A 15,573-nucleotide genomic window follows, 5' to 3' on the forward strand; every position below is an offset into this window, starting at 1 on the left:
ACACCTCGGGGCAGGCCCCGCCGGCCTTCGCCGGGAAAAAGGTGACCGGCTTCGCCGCCGCCTGGACCACACTGGCCCCGTTCCCCACGGCCCGTTGCCACTGCGGGTCGCCGCCGCTGCTGACATCGGCCCGCTCGCCGCGCACCCAGGTTCTACCACCGCCAGGACGCCACGTTCCACGTCAAGTCGCTGGCTCCCACGCCCCGGCTGGGGACCGCGTACTCGCTGCTGTCCGCCCGGAAGTGGGTATGCCCTTCAGCACACGCCATGGAGACGCGCCGAACGGCTCCGGACCCACCGCGCTCCCGGGATGCGGCTCAACGGAGCCCCGATCCAAGATCCGTGAGCAAGTCGTCCAGCACCGCTTCCTCCTCGACCCGGACGCCGCGCTCGGCGAGGGCGACCGCCAGGGCGGGGTCCCAGGGAGTCGCGGCGGACGGGCCCGTCAGGTCCGGGGCCTCGGTCACTGTGGTTACTGCTGCCCGGTAGTCGGCCGCGGTGTAGCGCCACGGCCGCCAAGGGACGCTTCGCGCCAGAGCCCCGGCGATACGCACGCCGCCCCAGTCGAAATCTCCGTGGTAGAGGAGGAGGGCTCCCCGCATGGACAGCTCGCGCAGCAAGGTGAGCGCGGCGGCCGACGGCTGCCCCTGGAGGCACACCATCGGCGGACACGCCGGGCCGAGAGTGTCGGCGGCGGCGGACAGCACTGCCGGGTTCTCGCAGATGTGAACGGTTCCCTCTACAGGTGCGGAGGCCACCGGTGCGAGACGGGTGAGGGAGCGGAGCGTCAGCACAGCGGGTTCCCCTGCGTCTGCCATCCAGGCGAGGGCCGGAGTACCGCGCAGGTTGAGGGTGAGGACGGTCGATGACAGGTCGTCCTTGAGCAGACCCGCCGAGGCCCACGCCTCCCGCCGCCACTGCGCACCGGAGCCGTCGGGGAAGCCGGTGAGGCAACGGATGCCGGACAGCACGAGAGTGGCGAGCGGCGTCCCCTCGTCCAGGGCATGGGCGCCCGAGAGATTCCGTGCGGCGAACGTCGCCCTCGATGTCGGGGGCGACACGGGCAGCGCACGCAGTGCGCGCACGGCGGCCTCCACCAAGGGGGCCGCTGCTTCCGGTGTTCGGGCGAGACGTCGTACGAGACCGTCACGGCGGATCCGCTCGGCCCAGCGGGCCAGCTCCGCGTCGAGATCGCCGAGCGGGGCGTACGCCTCCTCCCAGGCCCGTTCCTCCCTGTTCCGTGCCTCGGCGCGGAGTACGACAGGGCCGGTGAGGGCGACGACGGCCGCCGCCAGTCCGCCGGGGCTGACACCGGAGCGACGCAGGATCTCGTCCACCGTGGCAAGACGGATGGTGAGGGAGCCGCGGGCTCGTGGCGCCCGTCCCAGCAGGCTTTCGGCGGCGCGCTGTTGGAACTCATCGGGATCGGACAAGGTGACGGAGCCGGTGAGCGGCCGGCCGCGGGCCATGCGCTGCCGTACGCGGTCCACGAACCAGGCGAGGCCGGGATCGCCGAGCAGGCGTCCGAGACGCTCGGTGTCGATATCGGCCCCGGTTTCTGCCGGCGGCGGCCCCATCGGCGTTTCGTCCGCGCCGGCGTCCGGCGGTGTCGCGCGTCCGGGCGCCGCCCGGCCTCCGTCGCGGTCGGGCGGGATCGCCGAATGGTTCACGTCCACAGGGCCCCTTGTCCGTCGGCGCTGTCGACCGCGGCGGCCCGCTCCGGCTCACGCGATGGACTCACCGGCCCGTCGGGCCTCTCGTCGGAGTCGCCGCCACCGGCAGCCACGAGCGCGTCCGGTCGGGCACCGGGCTCCGTCCCACGCCGCCGCTCGCTGCCGTCCCATTCCCACCGCGTCACCAGTACGGCGTCGATGTCGTCGACACGGGCGAGCTGGGCGATGGCGATGCCCGGCACCTGGGGGTAGCAGGCCCATTCGCGTTCGCTGGTCATGACGACGTCGAGGTCGAAGGCGCGCAGCAGACCGAGGCACTTGGCGCGCGAGTCGTCGTCCACGCCGGCGAACGCCTCGTCCAGGGTGACCAGGCGCGGGGCGTGCGCGCCGCCCGCGCTCGCGTAATGCGACGACGCCGCTGCGAACAGGGGGACGGACGCGGCCAGCACACGCTCCCCGCCCGAGGCCGGTCCGGTGGCCGGTACCCACTTGCCGTGCTGGTGGCGTTCGACGCCGAACTCGTGCCAGGAACGGTAGTCGAGGGCGGCCGTGAGGTCCTCCAGCCAGCTGCCGGAGCTGTCGTCGGCCTGCCGGTGGGCGATCTGCTCCTGGAGGAACGCGCCGACCGCGGCCCGGTCCTCGGGCGACCACGCGTCCGCGGACTGACGCAGCCGCTCGCGGGCCCGGGCCAGTCCCTGCGGGGCCCGGCGGGACGCCCTCCACACCAGCCGCAGCTTCATGCCCGTGGAGGTCGGGCGCTCCTCCAGTTCCCTGTTCATGGCCGCCACCTGTCGTTCCGCCGCGCCGATCAGTTCCTGGAGCGTTCCGGCGACCTCGGTGATCAGATGGGTCTGGAGGATCTCGCGCTCGCGTGCGGACAGGATGCGCGTCAGTTCCGTCACCTCCACGGCCAGCGCCTCGGCCAGCTCGGGCACGGCCCGCTCCCGGCCCTGGTAGACGATGTCGACCCGCATACCGTCCTCGCTCGGACGGGCGGTGGCGCTGTGGCCGTGCCGCGACAGCGCGTCCTGGAGCCGGCCGAACTCCTCGCTCAGCCGCTTCTGCACGCGCTCCCAGGCCGCGTCGGTGTCGTCGATCGAGGAGAGCCGTGACTCCACGGCCCGCGCGAGGGCGATGGCGGGGGTCGCCGCCCACGCCCCTCCCCCGTCGTCCGGCACCTGGACATCGGGCAGCGCGACGGCGAGCAGTCCCGTCGCGGCGAACCGCTGGAGCGCCGCGACGGCTTCCTCCCGCGCGGCGGTCGCCTCGACGACGTCCTCGGCGAGCCGCTCGATGCGTCCCTCGGCACGGCTGGCCCGCCGGTCGGCGTCACCGTACTCCGCCCGGGCCTGCCCCTGTTCCTGCTCGCAGACCCGGGCCGCCTCGGCCGTCTCCTCCAGTTGCCTCTGCAGCTCGGCGACAGCCGCTCCGACGGTGGACCGGAGCGTCGTGAGGTGTTCGTCCGCCGCCGCGGCCGCCCGGCCCGCCTCCGTGGCGCGCGCCGCGAGTTCGGACACGAGGAGTTCGGCCCGGTGGGTCTCCTCCTGTTCGCCGGTCACCGCGCGTTCGGCGTCGACGCGTTCGCGCAGTGCGGGCCACAGGGCCGCCAGGAGGGCGGTGTGGTCGGCGAGCGCCTGGCGCACGGCGCCCAGTGCCGTGTGGTCGGTGGGGAGGTTCAGGGCGGCCGCCGTGTCGGCCAGTTCGGCCGCCGCGCGCTCGGCCCCCGATGTCGCCGGGGCGAGTTCGGCAGCCCGCTCGTCCCTCCGGGCACGGGCTCGGCGAACCGCTTCGGTCGCGGCGGTGACACGGGCGTGGGCGTGCCGCAGGTCGTCGTCGTCCGGTAGTGCGGCGAGTTCGGCGTCCAACACGGCACGCCGCCCGGCAACGGCGCGGGACTCCTCGGCCAGTCGTTCCCTCTCCGCGGTCAAGCCGTCGATCTCGGCGCGCAGTTCTGCGATCCGGACGCGACGCGCCTGTTCCCGCGCCCCTTCTCCCACATACTGGGCGCTGTCCTTGGCCCAGCTTCCGGTGAGCGCGCCGACGCGGAAACGCCCGTCGGCGCAGACCCAGGTGTCGTGGCCGTCGGCCTCCCGGGCGGGCTCGCCGGGCCCGTCGCCGTCGCCGGCGGCCAACCCGATCGAGGCGAGCAGGCGCGCGACCGTCTCCTCCCCCACGGCTGCGGCCCCCGCGTCGGCGGGGTCGACCGCCGGGCACAGCGCGCGGTCGAGGCCGGTTCCGCCGAGCAGCCCGACCGGGTCGAGCAGCACATCATGACCGTCCGCCGCGACCGTGGAGCCGTCCGGCCGCACCCAGGCGTCGAGGAGTCCGGAAGCCTCCAGCGCAGCTTCCAGTCCCGCGCGGTCGGCCTCGGCGAGGTGGGGACGGAAGTCGACCAGTCGCCACAGAGGAGCACCGGGGCCCCGGTCCCGCACGCCGGGGGTGCGCGTGTAAGGGGTCGCCGGGCCGCGCTCCCCACCCGTTTCGAGGGTGGTGAGTTCCTCCACCGCGAGCCGCTGCCGCTCGTTCGTCGCCGCCTCGCGGTGGGCCAGTCCGGCCGCGTGGTCGGCCAGGCCGGCGGCGGCGGCGCGATGCGCCTCGCTCGCCGCCGTACGGGCGGGCAGCGGCCCGTCCAGTGAACTCGCCCAGTCCTGGACCGCGTCCAAGACCCCGGGCAGCCCCGGCACGCGCAGCTCGACGCACCCGGAAAGCCGCTCACGCACGGCTGTGACCAGGGCCCGCCCGGCCAGGGCGACGTGCTCCCGCGCCTCGGCCAGCCGCTCCTCCTCGTGCACGACCTCCTCGTCGGCCTCGTCGGCGCGCACCCTGGCGACACGGTGCCGTTCTTCGGCCTGCTCGGCCCCCGTGACGAGCTCCGCCACGTGCTCGACGGCGCGCCGCCTGCTCGCGGTCGCTTCGTCCGCCTCCCGGCGCAGGACCGTCTCGGGGGCTCCCTCCGTCCTGGGGACGTCGAGCCGGGCGGCCGTGGCGCTCTCGACCACCTCGTCCCTGATGCCGTCCAGCGTCTCCCGGGCGGACTTGAGCCGGTTGGCCGCGGTGGCGAGCCGCCCCAAGGCCCGGGTGTGCGCTTCGGCCGCCGTACGCCGGTCCGCCTCGGCCCGCTTCAGCTCTCCGGCCGTGCGGGAGGCGTCGTCCGCCGCCCGGTCGAGCGCGCGGGCGTCGCGCATCTCGGGCCGGGACCGCAGTGCGGTTTCCTGGGCGGCCAGCCGCGCGGCGCGCTCATCCAGGGTGGCGCCCCTCTGCCTGGCCTCCTCGCGGTCCGCCTCGGCCCGGTCGCGGTCCGTCTGTGCCTTGCCGAGTTCTCTCTGCAGGTGCTCGTACCGGGCGTGTTCGCGGCGGGGCAGGCGGGCGCGACGCCGGGAGGCGAGGCGGGCGTAGCGACGGTAGTGGTCGAGGAACGCCGAGGACGCCTGTTCGGCCTCGCGGGCCGCCCGCAGTTCCTCCTTCTCCTCGTCCAGTGACCGGAACGCCTCCGCCGCGTCGGCGACGACCGCCTGGTCCATCGGCGGCAGCGCCTCGGTCAGTGCCCGGGAGAGTGCGGCCTCGCTGGGGCGCTTGGACAGCTGGGGCTGGCGCAGCTGGATCAGGAGGTCGACCAGGGCGCCGTAGCGCCGCTCCCCGAGACCGAAGAGGGCTTCGTCGACGGCCCTGCGGTAGGCCTTCGCCGTGTCGTACACCATGCCGTGGCCGCCGAGGGCCTCGGCGAGCCGGTCCCGGGACAGTGCCGTCCCGGTCGCGTCCAGCAGGTCGAGGCCTGCGCCGATCCGCTGGGCGGTGACCGCGTACCAGTGGCGGGCGATGCCGCGTCCGGCGACCGCTTTCATTCCGCACAGCAGCGTGCGGAAGTGCGCCTCGCCCGTGGCGCCGTCGAGCCGGCCGAACTCGATCCAGGTGTAGCCGAGCCGTTCGGGATGCGGGTGGGCGCCGCCCAGGAGCAGGTTCCACTCCATGCGCTTGCCCGGGTCGCCGTCGGGTTCGACGCGGCGGGCGGACAGGTCTCCGTCCAGGAGGAACGGCAGGGTGAGGGCGAGGACCTTCGACTTGCCGGTGCCGTTGTTGCCGCGCAGCAGCAACCGACCGTCGCGGAACCAGAACTCCTCGATGTCGTAGTGGAAGAGATCGACGAGTCCGATGCGCAGGGGGCGCCACCTGCCGGGAGCGGGAGCGGGGAGCGCGGTCACTGGGTGTTCACCTTTCGTCCTGCACGGGCTGCACTTGCTGCGCGGTCGTGGCGGGGGGCCGTCGAGCCCCTCCGGGCTCCCTGACGACGGGCTCGCCGACCGCGTACCGGGCGAGGGCCGGCCGCGGTACGACGCCCTTTTCGGTGCGCTCGGCCAGTCCCAGCGCGACCAGCTTGGTGAGGGCCTGCTCGACGAGTTCGGGCTCGGCTCCCGGTTCCCTCGCCGACTTGGCCCAGAACCCTCCGTGTTCCACGGCCAGTTCCCGTACCCGGGCCGCCAGCTCCGCCGGTTCCACCGCCCGGCCCGCCCGTGCCAGGTACCCCGCCAGCAACAGCGTGATGTGCCCGTGGGTGCCCTGTTCCGGCATGCGCACGTCCGTGAGATCGTCCAGTGGGTCGACCATGGCGATGCCCTCGGCCCGGACCTCCGGGACGAGTCCCGTCAGCTCGTTGATGCGGGCGGTGATGAAGCCGCGCTGCCGGGTGAGGTAGGCCAGTTCGTCGTCGGTCAGGTCGTCGTAGTACAGCACCGGGTCGTCGAGGAGGATGCGGGTGAGCTTCCAGCGGACCGCCCGGAACCTGAGCTCGTCGCTGTCCAGGGCGGTCCAGGCGGTCATCTCCACCAGGCGCTCCTCGAAGCCCTCCGCCTCGACCATGGACGGACCCCGCAGGGACGCCGGCACTCCGGCCAGCACGCGCCGCCGCACGTCGTACAGCACGTCGCCCGATCCGCTGACGTAGGCGTCCTCGTCGCCGGCCACCCGCCGCAGTACCCCGAGCCGCAGCAGCACGCGGACGACGGCCGCGAGGTCGAGGCGCTCGTCACGCCGCTCCAGCGTGAACGTGATCCCGGCGGCGACGAGTTCGGGATCGGCGGCGGCCAGGACGACCTGCTCGGCGAGGCGTCCGAGCGCCACCTGTGACTCGCCCCGTTCCAGCGCGGCCAGGGCCAGGCAGAGCAGGACGTAGCGGCGGCGGGTGAAGGGCAGGGCACTGCGGGCGGCCTCGCGCGCCGGGTGCGTGGAGTCGGTGAGGGTGCCCGGCGTCTTGCGCAGCCGTGCGGCGTCGGCGTCCGTGCGCAGTGTCCAGCCGACGTTGCGTTCGAACCATTCCCGCAGCTCGGCGGTGTGCCGACGCACCAGCCGGAACTCGTCGGCGTACGGCCCGTCGGCGGTGAGCAGCGGCTCCTTCAGCAGAGCTCGTGCGGCCTTCTGAAGGTCGGCCTGCCGCTGGCCGTCGAGGACATCGGCGAGGGGGCCACTCATCGGTCCTCCGCGAGCTGGGGAACGGTGTCCCGTCGGGGGACCGGGAAGGGAACGGACGTCGATGCCGGCGCGGCAGCATGACCGTGCCCGACCGTGAGGTCGACGATGTCGATCAGGTGGTCGGGGCCGCTGAACACACCGTCGGGCGTGTGCACTTCGGCCGTCGATCCGTCGTCGAGGGCAGTCAACCTGATCTCCATCGATCCGTCCCCGCTGGTGGCCGCGGTGGTCGTCGTGCCCGGCCGCCAGGTGGCGAGCGCGTCGCCGAGCAGCCGCAGGAACAACTGGAAGGCGAGCGGGTCGAGTTCGCCGAGCCGGGACAGCCGCACCGGTCCGCCCGTCACGAGCCGGTCCCTGGCCCGTCTGGTCTCCGCCGACTGCCGGGCGGCGACTTCGGCGAGCCGGCGCCTGGCCTCGCTCCGGTCGGCCACCTTGCGCGGCTTGCCACGCCGCTCGTAACTACCCGTGCGGCGCAGCTGGGGGCTGACCCGCAGCGGTCGCGCCTCGGTCCACGGGGTGGAGGCCGGCTCCGGGGAGGCCGTCCGCTCGACGAGGGTCTCGGCGTCGACGGTGAGGTGCCGGGAGGAGTGCAGTCCGAACGCCACGCGCCACAGCCGGTGCCGTGCCTCGTCGTCCGGGGCCTGGGCGAACCAGCGGGCCAGGGTACGGAAGTCGGCCGATCGGTCCGAGCGTCCGGCCCGCCGCTCGTTGAGCTGCCGTACGACGGCCAGAAGCTGCGGGATCGAGCCCAGCGCCCGTCCGCGCAGCAGCCTGGCCTGCGACTCCCGTCCCTCCCCCGACACGAACCACTCGGCGAGCCCGGACCACCGTGCGGCCCACCGCTGGTATGCGACCGCCTCGGCCTGCTCGGCTTCCTCGGGAGCGGCGTCGGCGGCCTCGCGGGCGGCGGCGCTCCGCAGCAGCGGGCCGACGCCCTCCTGCTCCTCCAGTTCCCCGATCAGCAGGGCGATCCGCCCGCCGAGGGTGATGAGGTCCTGGATGAAGCGCTCCAGGTACTGGATCAGCCGGTCCTTGTAGGCGAGGAACGCCTCGACCTCGATGTCGTGCAGGTCGATGGTGCGCTGCAGTGAGCCCATGAAGGCACGGGCGTTGTCGGCGAGATCGGTGAACCGCGCCGTCAGCACGGACAGGGCGATGTACGTCTTGGCCGGGTCCGGCTCGTCCTCCGCGGCGATCACCAGCAGTGCCCGTAGCTGCGTGACGATGTCGTGCAGCGCGACCGCCTGGAGTTCCCCGCGCCGCCCCAGCACCTCGTCGTACGTCCCCAGCGCCGCCTCGGCCGCCTCGCCGGCCCGGGTGAGCTGGTAGATGAACCGCCTGCGGTAGAAGTCCTCGACCGCCGTCACCCGCGCGTGGTCCGGGTCGGCCCGCAGGTTGCCCCACTCCACGAGCTTGTCCAGCGCCTGCGTCACTGCTTCGAGCTCGGCGGGCCGGCTCCCCGCGTCCAGCACCGCGTACACGTCCTCCGGCCGCAGATGCACCGCGAACCGCTCCTTGGCGACGAGGAAGGCCCGCATGACCTGGCGGTAGAGGAGGGCGTTGGGGGCTGTGAGGTGGGCGAAGGGGCTGTAGTCGCTGGGGGTCATCTCGCCACATTCTTCCACCACGGTCACGGGCTCACGTCCGAGTCGTGAACACGCACTCCGCCCAGACGGTCTTCCCCGGGCCTTCGGGCCGGAGGTGCCAGCCCCAGCGGGTGGCGAGCGCAGCGACCAGGAGCAGCCCTCGGCCGCCGGTGCCCTCCGGGCCGGGGGCCGGTAGCGCTTCCGGCTCGGGCGGCGTGCGTTCGGTACGGGTGTCGGCGACCTCGATCCTGACCGTGCGGGCGGGTGCGCTCGCGTGGAGGAGCAGATGGAAGTCCCGGCCGGGGACGTGGCCGTGCCGTACGGCGTTGGCGGCCAGCTCACCGACCACCAGCACGATCTCTTCGTGCCGACCGGTGCCGTACGGGATGCCCCAGGTGTCCAGCCGGTGCGCGGCCAGTCGGCGGGCGAGGCGGGCGCCCCGTGGTGTGGAGGTGAAACGCATCTCGAAGGTGCGGCTCAAGTCATCGCCGGGGGACATGAGTTGCGAGGCGCTGATGGGGCTGGGGAGTTGGCTCGTCATGCCGACAACGGTGTCTCCGGTCGCGTAGCGTGACCAGTGGTGACGCACCGACGCGGGCCGTTGTACGCGGCGAGGCGGTACGGGTACGAGGTGCGCGGCGTGACGAGGCCGCCGGGGCCGCGTTGAGCGAGGGAGGCGGTGGCGATGACCGAGGGTACGGGCGAGAGGGCCGAGACCGTGGTGGCGGACGGCTCGGGGCAAGCGACGGCGGACACGTCCGGCCAGGCTGTGGTCATCGCGTTCGGGCAGACGATGAAGACGCTGCGGGTGCGGGCGGGCCTGGAGCGCGAGGAGTTCGGACGGCGGATCGGATACTCGGCGTCCACGGTCGCGTCGTACGAGCAGGGGCGGCGGATTCCGGCGCCCAGGACCATCGAGCGAGCGGACGAGGTTCTGGACGCGGGTGGGTTGCTGACGGTGTGGAAGGAGCAGGTGGAGCGGGCTCAGTATCCGGTGTTCTTCCAGGGGATGGCGACGCTGGAGAAGGGGGCTTTGGAGCTGCTCATGTACGACACCCATGTCGTCAACGGCCTGCTGCAGACTGAGGAGTACATGAGGGCCCTGCTCGCCATGCGGTGTCCTCCCCTTGACCAGGAAACGATCGAGCAGCGGGTGACCGCCCGACTAGCCCGTCAGGACATCTTCGACCGTCGGCCCGCACCACTGCTGAGCTTCGTGATGGACGAGGCGGTGTTGCGACACCGCTACGGCGGCAAGGATGTCCTACGGGGGCAGTTGGAGCATCTTCTACTGATCGGCGACAAGCGGAACGTGGAGATTCAAGTCATGCCGGTCGATTGCGAGGACAACGCGGGTGTGAATGGACCGTTCACAGTCCTCACGCATAAAGACGGCAAGAAGTTCGTGTACTCCGAGGCACATGCGACCAGCACCCTTGAGACCGACTCGGAGCAGACGGTTCTCGCCGCCGCCCGTTATGGGATCATCCGATCGCAGGCTCTCACTCCGCGAGAGTCGCTGAAGTTGATCGAAGGGTTGTTGGGATCGCTATGAGCAACGCTGAGTCCTCAACCGTCGCGTCCGACCTCGCTTGGTTCAAGAGTAGCTACAGCGGAACCGAAGGCGGTCAGTGCGTCGAGGTCGCGGCCGACCCGGGAGCCGTACACATCCGTGACTCCAAGACCGTGGCCGGACCCGTCGTCCGTGTCTCGCGTGAGGCGTGGGCCAAGTTCATCGGGAAGGCCTGACGGTCGTACGCGAAACGTGAGCCCTGCCGCCCATCCGGGGGTGTCAGGGCTCACGCACACCTCTAATTGGGCAAGTACGGGCTCGGCTTCCCGTACCAGCTGATCCGCAGGGTGTCACGGACACGGGTGGTCGCGACGAACAGCACTGGCCGGACCTACAGTTCCTGGCTTCGCCTGACAGCCTTTCCCAGGTCGGCAGAAGGGCTCTGGCGCACCGGAGCGTCAGATGGGCGTCACCACCGACACGCTCCCCTATCGCGGGGGCCACGTACGGCCCGCCATGGTGCGACGGACGACCATACGTGTGCGCGTCGCCGCGATGGCGAGGGTCAGGCCGACGACCGCCGCGGGCGCTGTAACGATCATCAGCCAGTCCGCGCCGTCTTCCGGGCCGGCGGCCACCAGGAAGGCCGCCGTGGCCACGGCGGCGGCGAGTCCGCAGGCGAGGAGGGCGGCGAAGGCCTGCCGGGAGCGGCCGTGTCCGGGCGGGCCGGGGGCCAGCGCCGCCCAGTGACGGGCGATCTCCCGCACCTCCTGGCGGTGCTGCGCGGCGGCACGGATCCGCAGCGCGGCCGCGACGGTCGCACCCGCCACCGCCACCACGCAGGCCGCCTGCCACACCACGCCGGCGAAGAGCACCGCGGCGACGACCGCGGCCGTGCTCCAGCCGGTCAGGCAGGCCACCGCCGCGGTGCGGCGGGAGACCGGCCGGTCTGCCCCGGCGCGCAGGTCGGCGAGGGCAGGGAGGTACCAGACGCAGCCGGCGGCGGTCACCAGCGCGGCGCCCATCGCCGGGACGGTGTGCGACACCTCAGTTCACCGCCTCGGCCGCGGCGATCTCGGGGTGGTGGAGGTCGAAGGCCGGAGACTCGGAGCGGATCCGCGGCAGCATGGTGAAGTTGTGCCTCGGGGGCGGGCAGGAGGTCGCCCACTCCAGCGAACGGCCGTAGCCCCACGGGTCGTCGACCTCGACCTTCTTACCGTACTTGGCGGTCTTCCAGACGTTGTAGAAGAACGGCAGGATCGACAGGCCCAGCAGGAACGACCCGATCGTGGACAGGGTGTTGAGCGCGGTGAAGCCGTCGGCGGCCAGGTAGTCGGCGTACCGGCGGGGCATGCCCTCGGCACCCAGCCAATGCTGGACGAGGAAGGTCAGGTGGAAGCCCGCCGTGAGCGTCCAGAAGGTGATCTTGCCGAGGCGCTCGTCGAGCATCTTGCCGGTGAACTTGGGCCACCAGAAGTGGAAGCCGGCGAACATCGCGTACACGACCGTGCCGAAGACCGTGTAGTGGAAGTGCGCGACGACGAAGTACGAGTCGGAGAGGTGGAAGTCCATCGGCGGCGAGGCCAGGATCACGCCCGTGAGGCCGCCGAAGACGAAGGTGATCAGGAAGCCCGTGGTCCACAGCATCGGCGCCTCGAAGCTGAGCGAGCCCTTCCACATGGTGCCGATCCAGTTGAAGAACTTCACGCCCGTCGGCACCGCGATCAGGAACGTCATGAAGGAGAAGAACGGCAGGAGGACGCCGCCGGTGACGTACATGTGGTGCGCCCACACCGTCACCGACAGGCCCGCGATCGCGATCGTCGCGCCGATCAGGCCCATGTAGCCGAACATCGGCTTCCGGGAGAAGACCGGGATCACCTCGGAGACGATCCCGAAGAACGGCAGCGCCAGGATGTACACCTCTGGATGACCGAAGAACCAGAACAGGTGCTGCCACAGCAGTGCGCCGCCGTTGGCCGCGTCGAAGACATGGCTGCCGAACTTGCGGTCGCACTCCAGGGCGAACAGGGCCGCCGCCAGCACCGGGAACACCATCAGGATCAGCAGCGCGGTCAGCAGCACGTTCCAGGTGAAGATCGGCATCCGGAACATGGTCATGCCGGGCGCACGCATACAGATGATCGTGGTGATGAAGTTGACCGCGCCGAGGATGCTGCCGAAGCCCGACAGCGCCACGCCCATGATCCACATGTCGGCGCCGAGGCCCGGCGAGTGGACGGCGTCGGACAGCGGCGCGTACAGGAACCAGCCGAAGTCGGCGGCGCCGCCCGGCGTGAGGAAGCCGAACGCGGCGATCGACGAGCCGAACAGGAAGAGCCAGTAGGCGAGCATGTTCAACCGCGGGAACGCCACGTCCGGAGCGCCGATCTGCAGCGGCATGATCCAGTTGGCGAAGCCGGTGAACAGCGGCATCGCGAACATCAACAGCATGATCGAGCCGTGCATGGTGAACGCCTGGTTGAACTGCTCGTTCGACATGATCTGCGTGCCCGGACGGGCCAGCTCGGCGCGCATCATCAGGGCCATCACCCCGCCGACGATGAAAAACACGAACGCGGTGACCAGGTACATCGTCCCGATCTTCTTGTGGTCGGTGGTCGTCAGCCAGTCCGTCCACGACGATCCGCCCGCCGTGTGCTCCGCCCGTCCGGATGCCTCGTCGGCCACGGCAACCGCGGCTCGCGGCCGCTCGGTCCCCAACTTCTGTATCTGTGCCTCGTCCACCGGACGGCGCCCTCCCCATCTGCTCATGTCGTCGACGAGCCGAGAAGTGCCGTGGTGCGGGATGTTCACCTGACTCTTCCTTGTCGCCGCCTCATGATCGGCGGTGGGGTACCGGGTCCGGATAGGGCCGAAGGGCCCCTCCCAGGACCCTGCACGGGGGTCCAACGTCCCCACTTCGCGTCGCCGAGCGGCGCGGCGCGCATCGCCCCGCACGCCGGTCGTACGCTGCTGAGCACCGACCGGTCCACGAGCGCGCGGAGTGCCCGGATCACCACCCCCGACCGCAGCGCCGTCACGGCTTCGGCTCGACGTGCCGGACCGGATGCATCGCCACCCTCTTCGGGCGCGACGGCGTGCGGGGCACCTGGGTGCACCGCTGGACCGCGGAGGAAACCCGGCACTCCATGGCCATGCGGGACTACCTGGTGGCGTCGCGTGCGGTGGACCCGGCAGCACTGGAGCAGGCTCGTATGCCCCACATGTCCGCGGCGGATTCGTCTCCGACAACCGGCACTCGCCACTCCACACCGTGGCGTACGTCGCCTTCCAGGAGTTGGCCACCCCATCTCGCACCGCAACACCGGGCGCGGCCCGGGCGATCCGGTCTGCGACCGTCTTCTGGCGCGCATCGCCACCGACGAGAACCTGCACATGGTCCTCTACCGCAGTCTGCTCAAGTCCGCCCTGGAATCGCCCTCGACCAGGCGTTGCGCGCCGTCGCCGACGTGGTGAGCGGCTTCAGGATGCCCGGCCACGGCCTGCCGGGCTTCGGGCGCGCCGCCGTCGAGATCGCTCTCGGCGGCGGCTACAGCGTGCGCGTCCACCACGACGACGTCCTCCAGCCGGTGCTGCGCCACCTCAAGGTCCTGCACCTGACCGGCCTCGGGCCCGAGGGACCCAAGGCCCAGCAGGAACTGGGCGAGTTCCTCGGCTCACCGGACACGCAGGCAACCCGGTTCGACGAGCGCAGGACCGTCATCCTGGCGCGGCGCGCGGCCGCGAAGGGCTGAGCGGCGGCCGGGCGGCGCCTGCCGTCACCGGCCTGGCGGTGCAGCGGTACGGGCCGGAACGCGGCGGTGAACCGAGCCGGCGGTCATGCCTCCCTCGCAGGTTCCCGCGACGGCGTCATCACCCGGCCCGGGGGTGCGCTCCCGGTCGCGGGCCTACGAACCTCCGCGCCCGCCCACCCGCCGAGCGCGGCCGTGCGGGGGCCCGCTGGCTCAGAGCAGGGTCTGCCAGTAGTCCCAGAAACGGGTGGCGATCAGCATCACGATGCTCAGGTACCAGGTGACCGGTACCGCCCAGTGGAACTCCAGCACCCCGGCCACCAGGACGCGGGGCGCACGGATGATCCCGTGCCGCAGGTTGTGCGCGGTGACGTACCAGAACATCGCGACGGTGGCCGCCCATGCCAGGCAGCACCACAGGCACAGCGCGCCGATCTCGTACAGCGCCTGCGTCATCAGCCACATACAGAACCCTGCGCCGAACAACGTGCCGACGTTCAGCCCGAGCCAGAACCAGCGGCGGAAGCGGGCCCCGGCCAGCAGTGCCGCGCCGATCGCGACGACCACCGGGTACGAGAGCAGGCCGAGCAGCGGGTTGGGGAAGCCGAACACGGAAGCCTGGTCGCTCTTCATGACGCTCGCACACGACAGGATCGGGCTGAGGTTGCACGAGGGCGAGAAGTCGGGGTCCGCGAGGAGCTGGAACTTGTCGATGGTGATGACGAAGGAGGCGAGGACGCCAAGGGCGCCGGACACGATCAGCAGCCAGGCGAAAGCCCGCCCGGCCCCGCTCGTGCTCGCCGACGTGATCTCCCGCTCTTCTCCGCCCCCTTGAGTCGCAGTGGTGAGATGGTGCACGGTCGTGGTGGTGCCGGTCATCGGGTTTGTTCCGCCTTGGCCCTGTTCGGGGTGGGCCGGGGGCCCACAGTGGTCGACACGTCGCTGCCGCCGCGCGGAACACGGCCGTTGTCCGGCTCCGGTACGCCGGGGACGGCCCCGCGGGCTGCCCCCTTTGGCCACACGACCTCGACCGGAACGCCGTGGGCCCGGGCGTATGCCACCAGATGCGCGGTGGCATCACGGCCGTTGGACGGCGAGCCGTCCCACACGGCAAGCAGCTGACGACATCCCGCGATCATCCGCTCGTCCTCGCCGATACACGCGTCCCGGTCCGCCGGGTCGTACGCCATCAGACGCACCTGCTGGGCGAGGACCAGCACCTCACCGGTCGCCGCCCGGTCACGCTGCGGCAGCAACGCCGGCACCATCCCCTGCGTGGGAATCACCACGACGAGTTCCCGACCCGCCGCCCGCACCGCCCGGCTGAACGCCACCGGCACCCCCGCTCCCACGCGCACCAGCCCCGGCACCCGCTCGGGCAGGCGCTCCAGCACCGCCCGCAACTCGGCCTCCACCAGCTTCAGCGTCTGCGAAGCGAGGTCGGCGTGCCCGACCGCCAAGATCATCTCTCCGCTCACCTCCTGTCGTGCGGTGCTCTCGCTCTGCCGTTCGTCCTCGCACTGCACGGCCCCGCCCGCCTCGCCCATGAGCGGGGCCGCAAGACCATGCCCACAGGCGGGATC

General features: G+C 71.9%; 11 protein-coding genes and 1 pseudogene. 3 read left to right on the plus strand and 9 right to left on the minus strand.

Going from position 1 to position 15,573, the window contains the following annotated elements:
- Positions 1-317 precede the first annotated feature (317 nt).
- The 5 genes from P8T65_RS11490 to P8T65_RS11510 are packed head-to-tail and all read right to left on the minus strand — an operon-like array spanning position 318 to position 9,263.
- Positions 318-1,670: a TIGR02679 family protein gene (locus P8T65_RS11490; RefSeq protein ID WP_316725323.1), complete on the minus strand. Its 1,353-nt coding sequence runs from the start codon at positions 1,668-1,670 to the stop codon at positions 318-320.
- Positions 1,667-5,872, minus strand: a complete 4,206-nt coding sequence (locus P8T65_RS11495) for a TIGR02680 family protein (protein ID WP_316725324.1) — start codon at positions 5,870-5,872, stop codon at positions 1,667-1,669. Before P8T65_RS11495 ends, P8T65_RS11490 begins: the two co-directional genes overlap by 4 nt.
- Positions 5,873-5,879: 7 nt before the next feature.
- Positions 5,880-7,136, minus strand: a complete 1,257-nt coding sequence (locus P8T65_RS11500; RefSeq protein WP_316725325.1) for a TIGR02678 family protein — start codon at positions 7,134-7,136, stop codon at positions 5,880-5,882.
- Positions 7,133-8,743: a TIGR02677 family protein gene (locus P8T65_RS11505; RefSeq protein WP_316725326.1), complete on the minus strand. Its 1,611-nt coding sequence runs from the start codon at positions 8,741-8,743 to the stop codon at positions 7,133-7,135. Before P8T65_RS11505 ends, P8T65_RS11500 begins: the two co-directional genes overlap by 4 nt.
- Positions 8,744-8,774: 31 nt before the next feature.
- Positions 8,775-9,263, minus strand: coding sequence for an ATP-binding protein (locus P8T65_RS11510; protein ID WP_316725327.1), 489 nt, complete (start codon positions 9,261-9,263; stop codon positions 8,775-8,777).
- Between the two features lie 144 nt (positions 9,264-9,407).
- On the opposite strand from P8T65_RS11510, the gene P8T65_RS11515 reads away from it, so the two are divergent.
- A complete protein-coding gene (locus P8T65_RS11515) occupies positions 9,408-10,277 on the plus strand; it encodes a helix-turn-helix transcriptional regulator (RefSeq protein WP_316725328.1) in 870 nt (289 codons plus the stop codon).
- The gene (locus P8T65_RS11520; protein ID WP_316725329.1) at positions 10,274-10,471 is read left to right on the plus strand and encodes a DUF397 domain-containing protein; all 198 of its coding nucleotides are present in this window, start codon (positions 10,274-10,276) and stop codon (positions 10,469-10,471) included. Before P8T65_RS11515 ends, P8T65_RS11520 begins: the two co-directional genes overlap by 4 nt.
- 252 nt (positions 10,472-10,723) lie before the next feature.
- Here P8T65_RS11520 and P8T65_RS11525 read toward each other — a convergent pair whose 3' ends face one another.
- Together P8T65_RS11525 and ctaD are read right to left on the minus strand one after the other, a co-directional pair.
- Entirely contained in the window at positions 10,724-11,281 is a 558-nt protein-coding gene (locus P8T65_RS11525) for a hypothetical protein (protein WP_316725330.1), read from the minus strand.
- Between the two features lies 1 nt (position 11,282).
- Positions 11,283-13,010 carry a cytochrome c oxidase subunit I gene (gene ctaD, locus P8T65_RS11530; RefSeq protein ID WP_316731551.1) on the minus strand — a complete coding sequence of 576 codons (1,728 nt, stop codon included), beginning with the start codon at positions 13,008-13,010 and terminating at the stop codon, positions 11,283-11,285.
- 299 nt (positions 13,011-13,309) lie between these two features.
- Between ctaD and P8T65_RS11535 the strand changes: the two are divergent.
- Positions 13,310-13,993, plus strand: a pseudogene (locus tag P8T65_RS11535) (acyl-ACP desaturase); the annotation flags it as partial.
- 210 nt (positions 13,994-14,203) lie between these two features.
- On the opposite strand, the gene P8T65_RS11540 reads toward P8T65_RS11535, so the two are convergent.
- Positions 14,204-14,869, minus strand: coding sequence for a vitamin K epoxide reductase family protein (locus tag P8T65_RS11540; protein ID WP_316725331.1), 666 nt, complete (start codon positions 14,867-14,869; stop codon positions 14,204-14,206).
- Complete coding sequence (locus P8T65_RS11545; RefSeq protein WP_316725332.1) at positions 14,866-15,456, minus strand: hypothetical protein; 591 nt, start codon at positions 15,454-15,456, stop codon at positions 14,866-14,868. The genes P8T65_RS11540 and P8T65_RS11545 overlap by 4 nt, the downstream gene beginning before the upstream one ends.
- Positions 15,457-15,573 lie beyond the last annotated feature (117 nt).

The sequence above is a fragment of the Streptomyces sp. 11x1 genome (genome assembly GCF_032598905.1).
In the GTDB taxonomy this organism is placed as follows: Bacteria; Actinomycetota; Actinomycetes; order Streptomycetales; family Streptomycetaceae; genus Streptomyces.